The sequence below is a fragment of the Providencia sp. PROV109 genome, assembly GCF_033681625.1.
In the GTDB taxonomy this organism is placed as follows: Bacteria; Pseudomonadota; Gammaproteobacteria; order Enterobacterales; family Enterobacteriaceae; genus Providencia; species Providencia hangzhouensis.
The window spans coordinates 189,941-210,764 of sequence record NZ_CP096320.1 but is presented as its reverse complement, the minus strand read 5'-3'; the positions used below and the strand labels follow the sequence as shown (position 1 = coordinate 210,764).

Annotated in this window: 21 protein-coding genes; 13 read left to right on the top strand and 8 right to left on the bottom strand. The window is 41.1% G+C overall.

What is annotated here, in order from left to right:
- The first annotated feature begins 3 nt into the window (after positions 1-3).
- The 10 genes from M1F25_RS00960 (at position 4) to trmL (ending at position 10,812) form a co-directional block, all read left to right on the top strand.
- A complete protein-coding gene (locus M1F25_RS00960; protein ID WP_181489040.1) occupies positions 4-480 on the top strand; it encodes a GDP-mannose mannosyl hydrolase in 477 nt (158 codons plus the stop codon).
- A gap of 6 nt (positions 481-486) precedes the next feature.
- On the top strand, positions 487-1,896 hold the full coding sequence (locus tag M1F25_RS00955) for a mannose-1-phosphate guanylyltransferase/mannose-6-phosphate isomerase (RefSeq protein ID WP_181489038.1): 1,410 nt from the start codon (positions 487-489) through the stop codon (positions 1,894-1,896).
- Positions 1,893-2,639 carry a glycosyltransferase family 2 protein gene (locus M1F25_RS00950; protein WP_181489036.1) on the top strand — a complete coding sequence of 249 codons (747 nt, stop codon included), beginning with the start codon at positions 1,893-1,895 and terminating at the stop codon, positions 2,637-2,639. Before M1F25_RS00955 ends, M1F25_RS00950 begins: the two co-directional genes overlap by 4 nt.
- 5 nt (positions 2,640-2,644) lie before the next feature.
- Positions 2,645-4,075, top strand: coding sequence for a phosphomannomutase (locus tag M1F25_RS00945; protein WP_181489034.1), 1,431 nt, complete (start codon positions 2,645-2,647; stop codon positions 4,073-4,075).
- Between the two features lie 16 nt (positions 4,076-4,091).
- The gene (locus tag M1F25_RS00940; protein WP_181489032.1) at positions 4,092-5,258 is read left to right on the top strand and encodes a nucleotide sugar dehydrogenase; all 1,167 of its coding nucleotides are present in this window, start codon (positions 4,092-4,094) and stop codon (positions 5,256-5,258) included.
- A 144-nt stretch (positions 5,259-5,402) separates the two neighbouring features.
- Positions 5,403-6,557 (top strand): polysaccharide export protein, encoded by a 1,155-nt coding sequence (locus M1F25_RS00935; RefSeq protein ID WP_181489030.1) that lies wholly within the window; start codon positions 5,403-5,405, stop codon positions 6,555-6,557.
- 5 nt (positions 6,558-6,562) lie between these two features.
- Entirely contained in the window at positions 6,563-6,991 is a 429-nt protein-coding gene (locus tag M1F25_RS00930) for a protein tyrosine phosphatase (protein ID WP_181489028.1), read from the top strand.
- A 35-nt stretch (positions 6,992-7,026) separates the two neighbouring features.
- Positions 7,027-9,105, top strand: coding sequence for a polysaccharide biosynthesis tyrosine autokinase (locus tag M1F25_RS00925; RefSeq protein WP_181489026.1), 2,079 nt, complete (start codon positions 7,027-7,029; stop codon positions 9,103-9,105).
- 17 nt (positions 9,106-9,122) lie between these two features.
- Positions 9,123-10,148, top strand: a complete 1,026-nt coding sequence (gene galE, locus M1F25_RS00920; protein ID WP_181489024.1) for a UDP-glucose 4-epimerase GalE — start codon at positions 9,123-9,125, stop codon at positions 10,146-10,148.
- A gap of 160 nt (positions 10,149-10,308) precedes the next feature.
- Positions 10,309-10,812, top strand: coding sequence for a tRNA (uridine(34)/cytosine(34)/5-carboxymethylaminomethyluridine(34)-2'-O)-methyltransferase TrmL (gene trmL / locus M1F25_RS00915; protein WP_042846710.1), 504 nt, complete (start codon positions 10,309-10,311; stop codon positions 10,810-10,812).
- A gap of 29 nt (positions 10,813-10,841) precedes the next feature.
- Here the strand turns inward: trmL and M1F25_RS00910 are convergent, their stop codons facing one another.
- The 6 genes from M1F25_RS00910 to M1F25_RS00885 form a co-directional block, all read right to left on the bottom strand.
- A complete protein-coding gene (locus M1F25_RS00910; protein WP_140172958.1) occupies positions 10,842-11,204 on the bottom strand; it encodes a type II toxin-antitoxin system PemK/MazF family toxin in 363 nt (120 codons plus the stop codon).
- A complete protein-coding gene (locus M1F25_RS00905; RefSeq protein WP_227528857.1) occupies positions 11,201-11,500 on the bottom strand; it encodes an AbrB/MazE/SpoVT family DNA-binding domain-containing protein in 300 nt (99 codons plus the stop codon). The genes M1F25_RS00910 and M1F25_RS00905 overlap by 4 nt, the downstream gene beginning before the upstream one ends.
- Positions 11,501-11,597: 97 nt before the next feature.
- Positions 11,598-12,419, bottom strand: a complete 822-nt coding sequence (gene cysE / locus M1F25_RS00900; protein WP_140172957.1) for a serine O-acetyltransferase — start codon at positions 12,417-12,419, stop codon at positions 11,598-11,600.
- A 23-nt stretch (positions 12,420-12,442) separates the two neighbouring features.
- Positions 12,443-13,471 carry an NAD(P)H-dependent glycerol-3-phosphate dehydrogenase gene (gene gpsA / locus M1F25_RS00895; protein WP_110592793.1) on the bottom strand — a complete coding sequence of 343 codons (1,029 nt, stop codon included), beginning with the start codon at positions 13,469-13,471 and terminating at the stop codon, positions 12,443-12,445.
- On the bottom strand, positions 13,471-13,947 hold the full coding sequence (gene secB / locus M1F25_RS00890) for a protein-export chaperone SecB (RefSeq protein WP_004906947.1): 477 nt from the start codon (positions 13,945-13,947) through the stop codon (positions 13,471-13,473). The genes gpsA and secB overlap by 1 nt, the downstream gene beginning before the upstream one ends.
- A 129-nt stretch (positions 13,948-14,076) precedes the next feature.
- Entirely contained in the window at positions 14,077-14,514 is a 438-nt protein-coding gene (locus M1F25_RS00885; protein ID WP_004265159.1) for a rhodanese-like domain-containing protein, read from the bottom strand.
- Between the two features lie 433 nt (positions 14,515-14,947).
- On the opposite strand from M1F25_RS00885, the gene envC reads away from it, so the two are divergent.
- Entirely contained in the window at positions 14,948-16,237 is a 1,290-nt protein-coding gene (gene envC, locus M1F25_RS00880; RefSeq protein WP_181489022.1) for a murein hydrolase activator EnvC, read from the top strand.
- Between the two features lie 48 nt (positions 16,238-16,285).
- Positions 16,286-17,350 (top strand): divergent polysaccharide deacetylase family protein, encoded by a 1,065-nt coding sequence (locus M1F25_RS00875; RefSeq protein ID WP_181489020.1) that lies wholly within the window; start codon positions 16,286-16,288, stop codon positions 17,348-17,350.
- A gap of 63 nt (positions 17,351-17,413) precedes the next feature.
- Here the strand turns inward: M1F25_RS00875 and tdh are convergent, their stop codons facing one another.
- Together tdh and M1F25_RS00865 are read right to left on the bottom strand one after the other, a co-directional pair.
- Positions 17,414-18,439 (bottom strand): L-threonine 3-dehydrogenase, encoded by a 1,026-nt coding sequence (gene tdh, locus M1F25_RS00870; protein ID WP_004265155.1) that lies wholly within the window; start codon positions 18,437-18,439, stop codon positions 17,414-17,416.
- Between the two features lie 10 nt (positions 18,440-18,449).
- Positions 18,450-19,646, bottom strand: coding sequence for a glycine C-acetyltransferase (locus M1F25_RS00865; RefSeq protein ID WP_181489018.1), 1,197 nt, complete (start codon positions 19,644-19,646; stop codon positions 18,450-18,452).
- Between the two features lie 229 nt (positions 19,647-19,875).
- Between M1F25_RS00865 and rfaD the strand changes: the two genes are divergently transcribed.
- A complete protein-coding gene (rfaD, locus tag M1F25_RS00860; protein ID WP_004265152.1) occupies positions 19,876-20,814 on the top strand; it encodes an ADP-glyceromanno-heptose 6-epimerase in 939 nt (312 codons plus the stop codon).
- The last annotated feature ends 10 nt before the right edge of the window (positions 20,815-20,824 follow it).

Genomic DNA, 20,824 nt, shown 5'->3' with positions numbered 1-20,824 from the left:
AATATGGCGCAACGACTAGCATTAAATACATTTAAAACTATCGTTGCATCTACCCCTTTAGTTTCTATTGATCTGGTCATTTGTAACTCACAGAACCAAGCATTGTTAGGGCTACGAAATAATCGCCCCGCTCAAGGTTATTGGTTTGTACCAGGAGGGCGTATTTGCAAGGATGAAACTTTTGATATGGCTTTTAAGCGTTTAACGTTTGAAGAGCTTAGCTTCGGCTATAATATTAATGATGCTACATTTATTGGTCATTACCAGCATCTCTATCAGGATAATTTTTCAGAGGATAATTTCTCTACTCATTATGTTGTCTTGGGATATTTAATAAAAGAAGATATCAACCTCAATAAGTTACCGTTAGAACAACATAGAAACTATCAGTGGTGGAATATTGATGAGCTTCTTAACTCTCCAAAAGTTCACGATAATACAAAAGCCTATTTTATCAATAACCATTTAAATTTACGGTAAATTATTATGTTATTGCCTGTTATTATGGCGGGAGGCTCAGGTAGCCGTTTATGGCCTCTTTCTCGTAGCCTATACCCAAAACAATTTATTAGCTTAACTAGTAAGAAAACTATGTTGCAAGAAACTGTTTCACGGTTAAAAACGTTACAGCATCAGCCGCCTGTATTTATTTGTAACGAAGAACATCGTTTCATTGTTGCAGAACAATTACGACAGGAAAATGTGCAACACAGTGGTATCATTTTAGAGCCCATTGGTCGAAATACAGCTCCCGCTATTGCACTCGCTGCGATTAGGGCAATACAGAATGGAAGTGACCCTTTATTATTAGTTTTAGCTGCGGATCATGTAATTCAAAATCAAACAGAGTTTACTCATACGATAGAAAAAGCCATTGAGCCTGCCGAAAAAGGAGCTTTAATTACGTTTGGTATCATACCTACAGCGCCTGAAACAGGCTACGGCTATATTAAGAAAGGTACACCAATTAATAATTCAACCTATAAAGTTGAACGTTTCGTTGAAAAACCTGATTTTGCCACTGCAAAAAAGTACCTTTCTAACGATGAATACCTGTGGAATAGTGGCATGTTTCTCTTTAAAGCATCATGTTACCTCAATGAATTGAAAAAACATTGTCCAGATATTTTAAAGGTATGTGAACAAGCAATACATAGTTCTCATAATGATTTAGACTTTATTCGTATACAACAAGATATTTTTACCATGTGTCCTGATAACTCAATTGACTATGCTGTTATGGAAAAAGCAAGCAATGTTCATGTAATACCTATGGATGCAGGTTGGAGCGATGTTGGCTCCTTCAGCTCACTTTGGGAGGTTTCCCCCAAAGATACGCAATCTAATGTGATTATTGGTGACGTTTTAACTGAAAATACAACAAATAGTTATATCTACTCCCAAAATAAGCTCGTATCTACTGTTGGAGTTGATAATTTAGTAATAGTAGAAACTAAAGATGCAGTATTAGTCGCCAATAAAAACAACGTTCAAGATGTAAAGAGTATTGTCAGTCAGTTGAAAAATGCAGGTCGTTCTGAATGTGAACAACACCGAGAAGCCTACCGTCCATGGGGAACTCATGATGATATTGCTGAAGGTCAACGGTTTCATGTTAAACACCTAAAAGTAAAACCTAGTGAAAAAACCGCCTTGCAAATGCATTATCATCGTGCTGAGCATTGGGTGGTAGTACAAGGCACCGCACAAGTTACCAATGGTGATAAAACATTTATACTCAGTGAAAATGAGTCAACCTACATCCCTATTGGCTCCCCTCACCGAATAGAAAACCCTGGTAAAATCGACTTACATCTAATTGAGGTTCGCTCCGGTAATTATCTTCAAGAAGACGACATTATTAGGTTAGAAGAATATGGCGCTAAAGATAAATGAAAATATCAATCATCACAGCCACCTATAATAGTAGTAAAACTATCATAGATACCATTCAATCTTTAGAGCAGCAGACCTACTCAAATATTGAATATATAATTATTGATGGAGCATCTAAAGATAATACTCTTGATATAATAAAAAAACATAGCTCTAAAGTTTCTAAGATAATATCTGAGCCAGACAATGGAATATACGATGCACTGAATAAAGGTATATCTGTGTCTACTGGTGATATCATTGGCTTTCTTCATTCAGACGATGTTTTCGCATACCCAAACGCAATTGAAGACCTTGTAACTACCTTAGTTAATGATCAATCTCAAGCTATATACGCAGATTTAGAGTATGTATCAAAAGAAAATACAGAAAGTATTGTTAGACGCTGGATCTCTGGCAATTATAAACATGAAAACTTAAAAAAAGGTTGGATGCCACCCCATCCAACTTTCTTTATGAAAAAAGAGCTATATAACGAACACGGTACTTTTGATCTTAACTTTAAAATATCTGCCGATTATGATTCATTATTACGCTATTTATGGATACATAATATTTCTGTATCTTATTTACCAAAAGTAGTGACTAAAATGCGAGTTGGTGGTGAAAGTAACCGAAGCTTTTTAAACATTCTAAGAAAAACAAAAGAAGACATTTTAGCACTCAGAAAAAATAATATTTTTTGGGTATATCCCTTACTTATGAAAAATATTTCTAAGTTACCTCAATTCATTAAGAAATAGTAAATATGTTATCTACCCTTAATACAATTAAAAACTCTGGAATACAATTTGGTACTAGTGGAGCCCGTGGTTTAGTTACTCAATTTACTAATGAATCTTGCGCTGCATTTACCCATGCATTTATTAATAGTATCAAAGGTAAATTCGATTTTAGCCAAATGGCCATTGCAATAGATAATCGCCCAAGTAGCGAGTTTATTGCAATTGCTTGTGTCGAAGCAATAAAACTGCAAGGAATAGAACCTCTATATTATGGTGTGATTCCAACGCCTGCCCTTGCATATACTGCAATGAAAAATAATATTCCTTGTATTATGGTAACAGGGAGCCATATCCCATTTGATAGAAATGGGCTAAAGTTTTATCGGCCAGATGGTGAAATCACTAAAATTGATGAGGTTGCGATTTTAAATAATAACTCACAATTTGAAATACCAGATGTTACTCCACAGACCTTATCAATAAATACACTAGCTGTAGATGAATATCTAAATCGCTATTTATCTATTTTTAATCAAGATTTATTAGCTGGTAAACGTATTGGTATTTATGAACATTCTAGTGCTGGACGTGATATATACCCAGTTTTATTCAAAAAGCTTGGGGCTGAAGTTATTTCTCTAGAACGTAGTGACCAATTTGTTCCAATTGATACTGAAGCTGTGTCTGAAGAAGACAAGGTAAAAGCAAAAAATTGGTCAAAATTACACAAACTTGATGCTATTTTTTCTACTGATGGGGATGGCGACCGTCCGCTTGTTGCAGATGAAAACGGTGACTGGCTACGCGGGGATATATTAGGTTTGTTATGTGCATTAGAGATGAACATAGAAGCACTAGCAGTCCCTGTTAGCTGCAATACGATCATTTCATCTCATAAATCTTTTAAGTGTGTAAAACAAACTAAAATTGGCTCCCCTTATGTTATTGAAGCATTTGCTGATTTAACTAGAAGCTATAAAAAAATTGCAGGATTTGAAGCTAACGGCGGTTTCCTTTTAGGATCTAACATTGAAATAAATGGTAAACGATTATCAGCTCTACCAACTCGAGATGCTGTGTTACCATTCTTAATGCTATTATCTGCCGCCAAAGAAAAAGGAATTGCTAAATTAGTTAATTCATTACCACAACGCATTACCTTTAGCGATAGAATACAAAACTTCGCAACAGAAAAAAGTAAAGCTATCATTGAGAAAGCGCAAGAAAACCCAACACTCTTATTGCAGCATCTAGGCTTTGGTGATGAGCAACTACTAGATTTGAATACAATTGATGGACTAAGAATGACATTATCAAATGGTAATATTATTCATTTAAGGCCATCAGGTAACGCCCCTGAATTAAGGTGCTATGCCGAAGCAAGCGATCATCAGACAGCGCAGTCAATTGTGCAACTATCTTTAAAAAATATTCAAACCTTCTCTGAAAATTAATCTACTTGGTTCTCATATGAAAATAGCAATCGCAGGAACCGGCTACGTCGGCCTATCTAACGCCATGTTGCTGTCACAAAACCACGAAGTGGTTGCGGTGGACATCATCCCTGAAAAAGTGGCGATGTTAAACAACCATCAATCACCCATTGTTGATGCAGAAATTGAACAGTTTTTAACGGAAAAGACCCTCAATTTCCGTGCCACAGAAGATAAAACTGAAGCTTACACCGGTGCACAATACGTCATTGTCGCAACGCCAACCGACTATGACCCAAAAACCAATTACTTCAATACAAGATCGGTTGAGTCTGTTATTCATGATGTGAATGAAATTAACCCGCAAGTGACGATTATCGTGAAATCCACTATTCCAGTGGGCTTTACCGCGCGCTTACGTGAAGAGTTTGGTTATACCAACGTGATTTTCTCCCCTGAATTTTTACGTGAGGGGCGTGCCTTGTGGGATAACTTGCATCCTTCTCGTATCGTGGTGGGAGAGCGCTCAAAGCGCGCAAAAATTTTTTCTGATTTGCTGCTGGAAGGCGCAATTAAGAAAGATGTGCCCGTGTTATTTACCGATGGAACCGAAGCCGAAGCCATTAAACTGTTTGCCAACACTTATTTAGCCATGCGTGTGGCGTACTTTAATGAGCTCGATACCTACGCAGAAAGTCGCGGTTTAAATGCACGCCAAATTATTGAGGGAGTCTCTTTAGACCCACGTATTGGTAGCCATTATAACAACCCATCATTCGGTTACGGTGGTTATTGTTTACCGAAAGATACTAAGCAACTGCTAGCTAACTACGATGACGTGCCAAATAACCTGATTAACGCCATTGTGGAATCAAATCGCACCCGTAAAGACTTTATTTCCGATGCGATTATCGCTAAAGCACCATGCAAAGTCGGTGTTTATCGCTTAGTCATGAAAGCGGGCTCTGATAACTTCCGCGCCTCTGCGGTACAAGGTGTGATGAAGCGCATCAAGGCCAAGGGCATCGAAGTGGTGGTGTATGAGCCGGTTTTAAAAGAAGAAGAGTTTTTCCGTTCGAAGGTTATCCGTGATCTCGACACTTTCAAAGCACAAAGCGACATTATTCTAGCCAACCGTATGGTGCCTGAGCTGGAAGATGTGGCAGAGAAAGTCTATACCCGAGATTTATTTGGTAATGACTAACTTCTAACTATTACCACAGCATTTTTGCCAAATTACGAGCATCAATATAAACTACTTCCGTTGTCATATTATGTATAAGTGGGAATGATGATTTACATCATCACTTATACCTTATCTAATCATTTTTTATCATAGGATGGTACCGTGTTTAGGAAGCGTTTCCCACTTACACTACTAGCAATAAGTATTTTATTAACCGGCTGCACCGTCACCCCCGGTGCCTATATGTCAACCTCTGGCAAAAATGTGGTTGATACAGGTGACCGTGACATTACCAAGCTGGTTGATATCTACCCGATTTCACCAAAATTACTAGATGACATGTACACAGCTCCAACCATTGCCAAACCGAACTCGCAGTTAGAGAAACAGCTAACCAATTATGAATACCGTGTGGGTGCAGGTGATGTATTAACCATTACGGTTTGGGACCACCCTGAATTGACTATCCCTGCGGGTTCTTACCGTAGTGCGCAGGACTCCGGTAACTGGGTACATTCCGATGGCACCATCTACTACCCGTATATTGGTAAAGTCAAAGTGATCGGTAAAACGGTCACTGAAATCCGTACCCTGATCAGCAACCGTTTAGCCACTTATATTGAATCCCCACAAGTGGATGTCAGTATCGCAGCCTTCCGCTCGCAAAAAATGTATGTTTCGGGTGAAGTGGCGAAACCAGGTACCTTGCCAATTACCAACGTCCCACTGACTATCTTAGAAGCCTTTAATAATGCAGGCGGCTTAACCGAAAAAGCCGATTGGGATAATGTGGTGCTTACCCGTAATGGCAAAGAAATCAAAGTATCATTACAAGATTTGGTTCAGTATGGGGATTTAACCCAAAACTACCTGATGCTACCGGGTGATGTGCTGTATGTGCCACGTAATGATAGCCAGAAAGTGTTTGTGATGGGTGAAGTCGGTCAACCAACGACCTTAACCATTGACCGTGCGGGTATGAGTATAACTGAAGCCTTAAGCAAAGCGAGTGGGATAGACCAAACAACCGCTAATGCAACGGGTGTATTTGTTATCCGCCCAATTAAAAACCAACCAGCAGAAGATAAAGAACTGGAAGCCTTACTACCGAAAAAAATGGCCGCGGTATATCAGCTAGACTTATCGGATGCCACATCACTTGTGATGGGTACTGAATTTAAACTGCAGCCTTATGACTTAGTGTATGTTACCGCAGCCCCTGTGGTACGTTGGAACCGCCTAATCACTCAGTTATTACCAACTATCGCTTCATATAATCAGTTAACCGAAGGTACCAAGCGTATTCACGACTGGTAATCCATATGTTTAATAATATTCTCGTTGTTTGTATGGGAAATATCTGTCGCTCTCCTACGGGGGAGCGTTTATTGCAACAGCATTTTCCCGAAAAAACTGTTCATTCGGCGGGTATTATCGCTAAAAATGATATGCCTGCTTATGACAGTGCCATCCGGATTGCCGAACAACATCAGCTTTCCCTTGAAAACCATCAATCACGTCGGTTAACTAGCGAAATATGCCATAAAGCAGACTTAATCCTAGTGATGGAAAACGATCATATTGCTAAAATCCACCAGCAGTTTCCTGAAACTCGCGGTAAAGTGATGTTATTTGGGCAATGGATTAATAAAACTGAAATCCCTGACCCGCACAAACGCAGCGATGAAATGTTTGAACATGTTTACCAGTTGATGGAAAAAGCCGCGATTGCTTGGCAAGGCAAAATTTAATTTTATTTATTGGATGACTTAACATTTAACCTATTATGAACACAACAAAAAATAGCTCCCCTGCCTCAGATGAAATCGATCTGCTCGCTCTGTTTAAAGTTTTGAAATCCAACACCATTAAAATTGGGTTTTTTACTGTTATTTTTGCGGCTATCGCCATTGCATACAGTTTATTAGCAACCCCCATATACCAAGCGAATGCGACCTTACAGTATGACAAATTAGGTCAGGTCTCGTTACTCGACCAAATGAGTGATGTCATGCCATTTGGTAACAGCAATAACCAAGTCGACTCTGAAATTGAAGTCATCAAGTCCCGCATGGTGTTAGGTAAAACCGTTGCAGACTTGAACTTAGACACTCAAGCAGCCCCTGAAGGCTTTGTCAGTAAATTACTGGGTGAAGTGGCTCCCGTCCATATTGCCCTATTTCAATTACCTGAAAACTTAATTGGCCAGCCATTGACCCTGACGTATTTGGGGGATAATAATTATTCCCTCAATGTAGATGGCCAAGTCTTGCAAGGTAAAGTCGGTGAAGTGCTCAAACAAGGGGAAATTAACTTATTAATTTCCAGTTTTGCGGCTGAAACTGGCGAAGAGTTTTCGTTAATCAAAAATGCCCGTTATTCCACCATTGAAGACTTACGCAATACCCTAACCATCGCGGAAGTTGGCAAAGGTACCGGTATTATCAGCTTAGCCATTAAAGGGGCGGATCAAGCTGAGAATGTTAAAATTCTTAACAGTGTTATCCAAAACTATGTTGACCAAAATACCGAACGTAAAAAAGAAGTCACCAACAATACACTCGTGTTCTTAGATGGCTATTTACCGACTATTAAAAAGAAATTAGATAATTACGAAAACCAGCTCAATGCATTTCGTAAAAAGAATGAATCCATTGACCTTTCTTTAGAAGCCAAGGCCGCTCTCGACAGTGCATTGCAGGTAGAAGAAAAACTTAATGAATTGACCTTTAAAGAAGTGGAAATTCAGCAGTTATATACCCGTAACCACCCCGCTTATCAGTCCCTGTTAGATAAACGCCAACAGTTGTTACGTGAGAAAGAAAAAATTAGTAAAAATATTCAAAAATTACCGAATACCCAACAAGAAATCGTCCGTTTAACTCGTGATGTTGAAGCAGAACAAGCGATTTACGCTCAATTAGTCGCGAAACAACAAGAGCTCAGCGTATTGAACTCTGGTATTACTGCCGATGTGCGTATTATTGACTCCGCGGAGTCACAACCAAATGCTGTAGCACCAAAAAAATCACTGATTGTTGCTCTTGCCACTATCCTTGGCTTTATTGTCGGCTGCGCGTATGTGATTGCTCGCGAGTTCTTTAATAATAAAATTAAGAGCACGGAAGATATCGATGCATTGGGTGTCAACGTCTACGCCACCATACCTTTCTCTGCCTATGAGAAAAAACTGATTGAGGCAGGCAATAAAAGCCCATTAGCGATAGAAAACCCAGCAGATACCGCGGTTGAAGCTATCCGTTCATTACGTACCAGTGTTTATTTCTCGGTAATGAATCAAGGTAACAACCTGGTGATGGTGACTAGTGCATCGCCAGGTTTGGGGAAAAGTTTTGTTACCTCCAATATGGCGGTGGTACTGGCTAACGCAGGTAAGAAAGTGTTATTAATCGATACCGACTTACGTAAAGGTCGTTTGCACAAAGCCTTTGGCTTAAACAATAAAGCGGGCTTATCTGACTACTTATCACAGCAAAGTTTAGAATCACCCACTATTCATGCTAACGTGATTGAAAATCTTGATGTGATTTGCCGTGGTAAAAATGTTACTCACTCTTCTGAGTTATTAATGGGTGAGCGCTTTAAGCAGTTGCTGGATAAAGTCAAAAACCAATACGACATTGTGGTGATCGATACCACACCAATCTTAGCAATAACGGACTCGGCGATTATTGGTAAATATGTCGGTACTTCATTACTTATTGCTTTCTACGGTGTGAATACCGTGAAAGATGTCGATTTATCACTGAAACGCTTTAAGCAAAATGATATCGAAATTACGGGTGTGATCTTGAATGGTATTGATGCAAGGTCTGACGATTATAACTACCATTACGAATATTAAGACTCAGGAATATTGAGATGAATAATCAACACGTTCTCGTTACTGGTGGTCTTGGCTACATTGGTAGCCATACCTGTGTACAGATGATCCAGCAAGGGATGCAGCCGGTTATTTTAGATAACCTGCATAATGCCAACCTTGAAGTGCTTAACCGTATTGAAGCTATCACAGGTGTTAAGCCGGTCTTTTACCAAGGTGATGTGCGTGATAGCCAAATTTTAGCGTCCATTTTTGCTAATCATCAAATTCATTCCGTCATTCACTTTGCTGGGTTAAAAGCTGTTGGTGAGTCAGTACAGAAACCGATTGAATACTATGATGTTAACGTCAATGGCACACTGGTATTAGTGGAAAGCATGAAAAAAGCCGGTGTTAAAAGCCTGATTTTTAGTTCCTCCGCTACCGTATATGGTGATCCTGAAGAGGTACCATTAACAGAAAATTCCAAAGTCGGTGGAACCACCAATCCATACGGAACCAGTAAGTATATGGTTGAGCGTATCCTTTCGGATTTATATATTGCGGAAGATGATTGGTCACTGACCTTACTGCGTTATTTTAACCCTGTTGGCGCACACCCATCCGGAACCATGGGTGAAGACCCGCAAGGGATTCCGAATAACTTGGCACCGTTTGTTTCCCAAGTCGCTGTAGGCCGCCGCCCACAAGTGATGGTATTTGGTAATGATTACCCAACACCGGATGGTACTGGTGTGCGTGACTATATTCACGTGATGGATTTGGCTGATGGCCATATTGCCGCGCTGAATAAAGTTAGCCAGCAAGCAGGCTTACATGTTTACAATCTTGGTACAGGGACTGGCACAAGTGTGCTGGAAATTATTGCTGCTTTTGAAAAAGCGTCAGGTAAACCAATTAAATATGAGATTGTAGCAAGGCGCCTTGGTGATATTGCGGAATGCTGGTCTAGCCCAGAAAAAGCATTGAAAGATTTAAACTGGAAAGCACAGTATTCTATCCAAGATATGGTCAATGATAGCTGGCGTTGGCAGTCCATGAACCCTAATGGTTATAATCGCTAACCTCAACGAGTTATTTCTATAGACGAGCCTTAATGGCTCGTTTTTTGTTTTCAGGGTACAAATAATTTTTACGGCCGCTATAAAAGTTCCACATGAAAACAAACCCATTTGCGCGTAAACTCTTCCCATCATTTATTATCACAAATATCAGCTTAACGTTATGCCACACATTGTTTTATTCGAACCAGAAATACCGCCAAATACGGGCAATATCATTCGCCTTTGTGCCAATACTGGCTTTGATTTACATCTTATTCACCCTCTTGGGTTTACATGGGATGATAAACGCTTACGCCGTGCAGGGTTGGACTATAGCGAATTTGCCGATATCAAGCATCACCATGATTATTATGCATTTTTGAAAAGTGAAGGGCTGAACCCGGATAATAACCAATCTGAAAGTGGAGCGCGCGTGTTTGCCTTAACCACTAAAGGTAAGCCAAGCCACAGCAATGTCAGCTACCAACAAAATGACTATTTGATGTTTGGCCCTGAAACTCGCGGCTTACCACCTTATGTGCTAGATAACATGCCAATGGAGCAGAAAATTCGTATTCCTATGTTGGCAGATAGCCGCAGTATGAATTTATCCAACTCTGTGGCAGTCGTTGTGTTTGAAGCATGGAGGCAGTTGGGGTATGCAGGGGCGCTGCTAAAGGACTAGACTATAAAAGGAGCTCAGTTTGAGTTCCTTTAGTTTGAATCAATAAAAAAATGCTCTCCACCAATTAATGGGATCAACCTTGCGAGCACACCATCAAGAACCCCCTCATCAGCAACTACCCCAAACTTCATACTTCTATCTTTCCAAGATATTGTTTGAATAAGGTTTGCCGCAGCAACACACGGAGTATCAAGATTATTTATCCTTACTTCTGTTATGTGCCCTCTAATGCTTGTGCTAATAGGACAACAAATTACCAAGCCTGATTTTTTATTATATTCCACACTGGATAAAACGAGTGCAGGCCGATATTTTCCTATTTCTTTTCCTTTCGTTGGGTCAAAATCTAACCAAATAATATCATTTCGCCTTGGTATGTAACTTTTACTCATTCACCAATTTCCATATCATTAATTTGAGCAAGTTCATCTGAATGACTATTATATTCATTCATATTGTCAAGCAAATAAGCTTCAGAAAACATCCTTATCTTCTTTTTGGGAGAAAGAACCAAATTACCGTTATTAACAGAAATATCAAGACGTTGACCAACCTCAATACCTAATTGTTTTAAGATAGCTGATGGGATAACAATGCCTTGGCTATTTCCCCATTTTTTTATAGCAACGCTCATTTCTCTTACCCCATACTTATTTTTGAGTATATTAGCTTCTAAATGTATAAACATTGTATAACCTCATTGAGGTTAAAGCAAATTTTCGGTCAATTTATATACAGATAGGGGAAATCAAAAATGAAAACGATCGAACTAGAACCCTCACAACTCAAATCCCATCCCCATTTTCAAAACCCCAAATACTACCATTAAAGTTTTGATCCATTTCTAAGGACGGTTTATCGCTGGTTGGTTTACCGACAATGCGTGCTGGAACCCCTGCTACCGTGGTGTGTGGTGGAACGGGGTGAAGTACAACAGAACCTGCACCAATTTTTGCACCGCGGCCAATTTCAATATTGCCTAGAATTTTTGCCCCTGCGCCAATCATCACCCCTTCTCTTACTTTAGGATGGCGGTCGCCACAGGTTTTCCCAGTACCGCCTAGCGTGACGGATTGCAAAATTGAGACATCATTTTCGACAATGGCCGTTTCCCCAATCACAATACCCGTTGCGTGGTCAAGCATAATGCCACAACCAATACGGGCGGCTGGGTGGATATCGACACCAAAAGAGACGGAGATTTGATTTTGCAAATAAACCGCCAGCGCTTGGCGGCCTTCTTTCCACAGCCAATTACCGATACGATAGGCTTGCAAGGCGTGGAAACCTTTCAAATACAATAATGGAGTGGAATATTTATCAACGGCGGGGTCACGTAGGCGAACCGCGGCTAAGTCCATTGCTGCAGAGAAAATCATGCCTTCGTCATTGCGATAAGCTTCCTCAACAATTTCACGCACTTCAAGCGCTGGCATAATCGGCGAGCTCAGTTTATTGGCTAGCATATAGCTGAGCGCACTGCCTAAATTGTCGTGCTTTAACAATGTCGCGTTAAAAAAGCTGGCGAGGAGTGGTTCGCAGTCCGCAAGAGACTTCGCTTCATCTTTAATGAAACCCCAAATTCTATCCAGTTCTTCACGCGACATAATCACTCACCTATCTATTTTTATTAATCATGCAGCTTTGGCATATCTGCAATTTCATCTTTCGTCGCACGCCCTAGTAGTGCTTGCGCCGCCTCTAACACATTTTTATGGCGGTAAAGGATTTGATAAATTTGCTCAGTAATTGGCATTTCAACACCTGCCCGCTCAGCCAGTGCGCGAACTTCCTTGGTATTGCGATAGCCTTCAACGACTTGGCCAATCTCTTTTTCTGCATCTTCAACGCTAACGCCATCACCTAGCATCATGCCAAAACGGCGGTTACGGGATTGGTTATCTGTACACGTTAACACAAGGTCACCTAAGCCTGCCATACCCATAAAAGTTGCAGGGTCTGCTCCCAAAGCTGCACCTAAACGGCTCATTTCAGCTAAACCGCGGGTAATCAATGCAGTACGTGCATTCGCACCAAAGCCCATGCCATCAGAAATACCGGCACCAATAGCAATCACGTTTTTTACGGCACCACCCAGTTGCACTCCAACCATGTCAGGGTTCTTATAGACGCGAAAACTCTTGCCACAATGGAATAATTTTTGTAAATCATCACCAAATTGGCTATCGCTTGCCGCCACGGAAATTGCCGTTGGTAAACCTGCGGCTAATTCTTTCGCAAATGTCGGGCCAGAAAGTACTGCCAGCGGAATTTCATTGCCTAATACCTCACGTGCCACTTCTTGCAATAAACGGCCAGTATCCCTTTCTAAGCCCTTAGTCGCCCAAATAATACGGGAGTCTGCGCGTAAGTATGGCTGGATTTGTTTTAGTACATCACCAAAAACATGGCTCGGTACTACAATCAAGATATTGGGGCTCGACTCAACGGCGCGTTTTAAGTCCGTTTCGAGAGATAAACTATCAGGGAAAGAAACACCAGGCAGAAACGCCTGATTACTGCGGTCTTGTTCTAATTGATGAATGTGTTTTGGATCATGGCCCCATAACACAACCTGATGTGCATTACGTGCAAGCGTAATGGCTAAAGCGGTGCCGTACGAGCCGGCACCGATCACTGTCATTGAAGCAGTATTCATTAAGCGTCCTGTTGAGCTTCTGAGTTCTGCGCTTGTTCACCTTGTTGCTGCTGTAAATAGTTCATGAACAGTGCATCAAAGTTAACTGGCGCTAAGTTCAATTGTGGGAATGTACCACGGCCCACTAAGCTAGTGATCGCTTCACGTGCATATGGGAACAGGATGTTCGGGCAGTATGCACCTAAGCAATGTGCCATTTGAGTACCTTCAATGCCTTCGATAGAGAAAACACCCGCCTGCTGCACTTCACACAAGAAAGCTGTTTCTTCACCTAAAGTTGCCGTAGTAGTGACACGTAAAACAACCTCATAAACACCTTCAGACAGCTGAGTTGAAGAAGTATCTAAATCTAATTTAATTTCTGGCTGCCACTCGTGTTGAAAGATGTGTGGTGCATTAGGTGCTTCAAATGAAACGTCTTTTGCATAAATGCGTTGAATTTGAAAAACCATTTCTGAGTTGTTTTGTTCTGACATAGTTTATGTACCTTTAACTTCCATATGAATTTTCCCTGTCATTCTTTGAGCTACAGGGGTGTTCGCTGCATTGCGCTACCCAAGTCACATACTGCGAATATAACTTGGGAGCAAATACATGCTGGATAACTACTTCTTACCACGAGCTAGCGGAAGGTTTTCACCTGCCCAGCCAGAGATCCCTTCTTTCAGGACAAAGACTTTTTCAAAACCGTGTTGTGCCAGCTGTTCAGCAGGTTTACCTGATTCCATACCACTCGCAGAAACGATAATCACTGGTTTCTGTTTGTGTTTTTCTAATTCACCTAAATTATTCTCTTTAATTTCAGACGGTGTTAAGTTAATAGAATCAATAATGTGCCCTTTACGGAAATCATCGCGAGAACGTAAATCGACAACAACCGCCTCTTCTTTATTAATCAGTGTAATCGCTTGTGAACGAGCAATCACTTTCGTTTTAGAGAAAAGGCCTTTAAAGGTCATAACAACCACAGCAACTAATAGCGCTATCCAAACCAGACTCAATAACATGTTCCGGCTTACAAATTGCATGATTTCTTGGATCATGGGGGGCAATCACTCCCGTTAGTTAAAAACGAATATCAAAGGGTTCTGAGTATACCTTTGTGTTGAGCTAATTACAGCCAATTCCCGCAAACTAGCTTATTTTTTTTGCGCTAAGGCACGCAAAATTAACACCGTTCAGTGAAAAATCGCTTTTCTGTTTCGAAGCGGTACGCAAATATTTTATCATAAACGTGCGAAACAGGTCTAAATCGTGCTTCAAATAGGCAGTGAATAAGAAAAAAGTATTGAATACTGGCTATACAAAATAAATCAGTGATAATAAAACTGTGTTATTTGACTTAATATAATTCTGATTCAGGGCAAAAGTCCGAATTTATAAATGTTTTCAATACTATTTGTTAGACAGTGCTGGAAACCATCACTTGCAGATGAAATAATCAGTTATTGCATTTAATTGAGGTGATTTATCACGATGGCCAATACACATCATCGAATGAAAATTTCATTTATTCGTCAGGCTATTAGCGCTCTCTTTGGGTTAGGGTTGCTTGCGCTCGCCCCAACACAAACTGTGTTTGCCAACCAGATCACTGAAAATAAAGGGCAATTACATGATTTACTCAAAAGTATTGCTGAAAAAGAAAAAAGCGTAAAAGAACAACAAGCCAAGCGCTCAGCACTGCTTGAACAACTTAAACAACAAGAGCAAAGCATTTCCGCCGCAGGGCGTAGCCTGCATGAAACTCAAAATCAGCTAAAACAATTAGATAAAGAAATTGTTTCCTTAAATAGCAATATCAAGCAGCTACAAACCAAAAAACAACAACAAGAAAAATTATTAGCTGACCAACTAGACGCTGCCTTCCGGTTAGGTAAACACCAAGGGTTAACCCTCATGTTCAAAGGTGAAGAAGGCCAGCGAGAAGAACGTATTTTGGCCTATTACAGCTATTTAAATCAGGCGCGTGAAAAAAACATTGCCGCATTAGAAGAAACCACTAAAGAGCTACAAGAACAAAAACAACTCGAACAAAAAAAACAAGCCGAACAAAAAACAACGCTGGCTCGCCAGCAACAAGAAAAACGAAAGTTGGATAATGCACGTGCTTCACGGCAAAAAACCTTAAATGCCCTTGAAAGTACATTAAAAGAAGACCAAAAAAATCTTGCTGTTCTAAAACAAAACGAAGCGAGATTACGCGACAAAATTGCTCGCGCCGAACGTGAAGCTAAGGCCAGAGCAGAGCGAGAGGCCAAAGAAGCCGCACGTATTCGCGCACAAGTCGCTGAAAAAGAACGTCAAGCCAAACAGAAAGGCTCAACCTATAAACCGTCAGAGAGCGAACGTTCACTGATGTCTCGTACTGGTGGTTTAGGGCGCCCTGCAGGGCAAGCTATCTGGCCTGTTCGTGGTTCATTACTCCATAACTATGGTGATACCATTTCCAGTGAGTTACGTTGGAAAGGCATGGTTATCGCCGCTAATGAAGGAACGCAAGTCAAAGCCATCTCCGATGGGCGCGTGTTACTGGCTGACTGGTTACAAGGCTATGGGCTCGTTGTCGTCGTTGAACACGGTAAAGGGGATATGAGCCTGTATGGTTATAACCAAAGTGCCTTAGTGAATGTTGGCCAAGAGGTTAGAGCGGGCCAACCTATCGCCTTAGTGGGTAGCAGTGGCGGCCAAGAACGTCCGGCCCTCTATTTTGAAATTCGTAGACAAGGTAAAACCGTAAACCCACGTCCATGGTTAGGCCGATAAATATAGTTAGGGCGATAAATTTTAAATTCAATTAATTAGGATAACGTTATGCTGAAGCACTTACCCATTCGACCACTCATTGTTTTGTCATTATTAATGATGTGTCTACCGGTGAGTGCGGCAAAATTGGCGATTGTGATTGATGATTTTGGTTATCGCGTTAAAGAAGACAACCAAATTCTAGCGTTATCCCCTGCGGTAACTATTGCAATTTTACCGAGCTCTCCCCATGGCCGTGAAGTCGCAGAAAAAGCCCATCAGCAAGGGCGCGATATTCTCATCCATATGCCAATGAAACCATTGAGCAAACAACCGCTAGAGCAAGACACATTAGCTCCATCAATGAGTGCAGAGGAAATTGACCTTATTATTAAAAATGCGATAACCCGAGTTCCTTATGCAAAAGGCATGAATAACCATATGGGGAGCGAGATGACATCAAGCTTACCCGGTATGCAGAACGTGATGCGCAGCCTGTCAAAGTCAAACTTGTTTTTCCTCGATAGCGTAACCATTGGGAATACCCAAGTAGGTAATGCCGCCAAAGAATACGGCGTTCCCACGTTACGTCGCCATATTTTTATTGATAACCACCAATCGGAAGAAGAAACCCGCACTCAGTTGAATAAAGCCGTTGCTTACGCGCGTAAACACGGCAGTGCGGTTGCCATTGGTCATCCACACCCCTCTACCGTTCGAGCCTTGCAAAAATACCTTGCCCAACTTCCTGCTGATGTTGAATTAGTTGCCGTTAGTGCTCTGCTGAGCCCTCAATCTTCAACTAAACAACCAACATCATTAAGAATGCTATCTGAAGAAGCGAAAAAGACACCGACACAACCTCAAACTAAGCAAGCAGTACAAGATGAAATAAAAACACCACTAACCAAAGATGCTACTGTTGTGCAACCCGAAGCGGCTAGCCAATCAGAAAATGTGATTATTCCGCAAGAACTCGGTATATGTGAGTTTACATTACCACCTTCTAAGCCACAGGGGATTGATTTTATTATGTTTGTGGTTGAGAGTATTTATAACGATAAGGCTTTACAACCTTTGTTGGTACAGGGCGATAGAGCCCAAAAGCGCCCGCTTTTCAAGCAACAGCAGTAGATCATTTTCGGTTCCCCCTCTTGGTTCAAAAAAGCCAAAAAGGGGAATGGATATGATAAAAATTTAATCCCAGTTTAAAATCACTTTACCAGATTGGCCTGAACGCATGATATCAAAGCCTTTTTGGAACTCATCAATCGAGAATTGATGGGTAATTATCGGTGATAAATCCAAACCAGATTGAATGAGTGTCGCCATTTTATACCATGTTTCAAACATCTCACGGCCGTAAATTCCCTTAATAAACAGTCCTTTGAATATTACTTGGCTCCAATCTGTTGCCATCGAAGCAGGGGGAATCCCTAATAGTGCAATTCTGCCACCGTGGTTCATGGTGTCTAACATGGTCTGAAAAGCTGCTGGTGAACCAGAAACTTCCAGTGCAACATCAAAACCTTCTTTCATCCCCAACTCATTCATCACGTCTTTTAAATTTTCACGACTGACGTTCACTGCACGGGAAACACCCATTTTTTTCGCCAATTCAAGTCGATAGTCATTCACATCCGTGATAACAACATGGCGGGCCCCCACATGTCGGCACACTGCAGCCGCCATGATACCTATAGGGCCAGCACCTGAAACCAGCACATCTTCCCCCACTAAATCAAAGGAAAGAGCCGTATGAACTGCGTTGCCAAATGGGTCAAAAATAGCCGCTATTTCATCAGGGATATTATCGGGAATTTTAAAAGCATTAAATGCAGGGATCACCAGATATTCAGCAAAACACCCTTCTCGGTTAACCCCCACCCCAATCGTATTGCGGCAAAGATGAGTACGGCCACCACGGCAGTTTCGACAGTGGCCGCAAGTAATATGCCCTTCCCCTGACACTCGGTCACCAATTTTAAAACCTTTGACTTCCTGCCCAATCGCAACAATTTCCCCTATATATTCATGACCGACAACCATTGGGACAGGAATGGTTTTCTGAGACCATTCATCCCAGTTATAGATATGTACATCCGTACCGCAAATCGCAGTTTTACGAATTTTGATCATCACATCATTGTGCCCGAGTTCCGGTTTCGGAACATCTGTCATCCATATACCTGGTTCAGCTTTCAGTTTGGACAGTGCTTTCATAAAAGACCTTTTATTTGATTATTTTTAGTTTTCTACCAATGCGGGTGAATGCTTCAACAGCGTGTAAAATATCCTCCTCACTATGTGCTGCAGACATCTGAGTACGAATACGTGCCTGGCCTTGTGGTACAACAGGGTAGAAAAAGCCCGTGACATAAATACCTTCATCGAGTAGCTCTTTCGCAAAAATTTGGGCGAGTTTGGCATCACCTAACATAACAGGGATGATGGCGTGGTCAGCACCAGCGAGGGTAAAACCCGCTGTGGTCATTTTTTCTCTAAATAACACGGCATTACGCCATAATTTTTCACGTAATGAATGTCCTTCTTTCATCATATCAATCACTTTGATTGATGCGGCAACAATCGCAGGGGCGAGAGAATTCGAAAACAAATAAGGACGAGAACGCTGACGCAGCCATTCAACTACCTCTTTTTTCGCTGCCGTATAACCACCAGATGCGCCGCCAAGGGCTTTACCTAATGTCCCCGTGATAATATCGATACGCCCCATCACATCGCAGTACTCATGGCTACCACGACCATTTTCCCCAACAAAACCAACAGCATGTGAGTCATCCACCATCACCAACGCTTGGTATTCATCCGCAAGGTCACAAATGGATTTTAAATCAGCGATAACGCCATCCATTGAGAACACGCCATCTGTCGCGATTAAAATATGACGAGCCCCTGCTGTTTTGGCTTCCTCTAAACGTGCTTTTAATTCCACCATATTGTTATTGTTGTAGCGGTAGCGTTTTGCCTTGCTTAACCTAACCCCATCAATAATGGATGCATGATTTAATGCATCTGAAATAATGGCATCTTCCGCGCCTAACAAGGTTTCAAACAGCCCACCATTTGCATCAAAACAGGATGAATAGAGAATGGCATCTTCCATGCCCAGAAAATCCGCCAGTTTGCGCTCTAAAATTTTGTGGTTATCTTGCGTTCCACAAATAAAGCGTACCGATGCCATACCAAAACCATGGCTATCCATTCCTTGTTTAGCAGCTTCGATGAGTGCAGGATGGTTAGCAAGACCAAGGTAATTATTTGCACAGAAGTTAATAACCCGCTGGCCACCTACAATTTCAATGTCAGCATCTTGTGAAGTCGTAATAATGCGTTCATTTTTAAATAACCCATCGGCTTCAATTTGTAGCAATTGTTCTTGAATCTGCTGATAAAATCTTTCTGGCATGATTTATTCCTGTATAGAGACTATTAATAGAGTTTAATAATAGTCTCTATGTGTGGCGATATTCACAGCATAAATAAGTCAAGTTTGTAGCCAAGATCACGATATTTACCTTGTTCTCATTTAAGTGTCAGCTCAATTCTCTTCTATCAATGCTACCGTCTGCGCCAAGAGATGTTATTATAGTCACCAATTACGATTCTATTTTCTTAACCCATTTGAGGTATACCCAATGATCATAGTCACTGGTGGAGCTGGTTTTATTGGCAGCAATATTATTAAAGCCCTAAACGCAATCGGCCGTACAGATATCTTAGTCGTTGATAATCTGAAAGACGGCACTAAATTCGCTAACCTTGTTGACCTTGATATTGCGGATTATGCAGATAAAGAAGATTTTATTGGCAGCATCATTGCGGGTGATGATTTCGGTGATGTCGATGCGGTATTCCATGAAGGCGCTTGCTCGTCAACCACGGAGTGGGATGGCAAATATATGATGGACAATAACTATCAGTATTCGAAAGAGTTACTACACTATTGTTTAGATCGCGAAATCCCATTCTTGTATGCTTCTTCCGCTGCAACCTATGGTGGCCGTAGCGATAACTTTATTGAAGAGCGTCAATTTGAAAAACCATTAAATGTCTATGGCTATTCAAAATTCCAATTTGACCAATATGTGCGTGAAATTTTGCCAGAAGCGGACTCACAAGTCTGTGGTTTCCGCTATTTCAATGTCTATGGGCCAAATGAAGACCATAAAGGCAGCATGGCAAGCGTTGCTTATCACTTAAATAAACAAATTAATGAAGGGCAAAACCCAAAACTGTTCGAAGGTAGCGATACTTTCCGCCGTGACTTTATTTATGTGGGTGATGTGGCTGCGGTCAATTTATGGTTCTGGGAAAATAATGTTTCCGGTATTTTTAACTGCGGTACAGGACGTGCGGAATCTTTCCAAGCCGTTGCTGATGCTGTCACTGAATTCCACAAAGATAAAAATGTGGCCATCGAATACATTGAATTCCCTGAAAAATTAAAAGGTCGCTACCAAAGCTTCACACAAGCTGACCTCACTAAGCTACGTGCCGCCGGCTATACTGCCCCCTTTAAAACGGTTGCAGAAGGTGTCACCGAATATATGCATTTGCTCAATAAAGACGCGTAACGCTTATTTC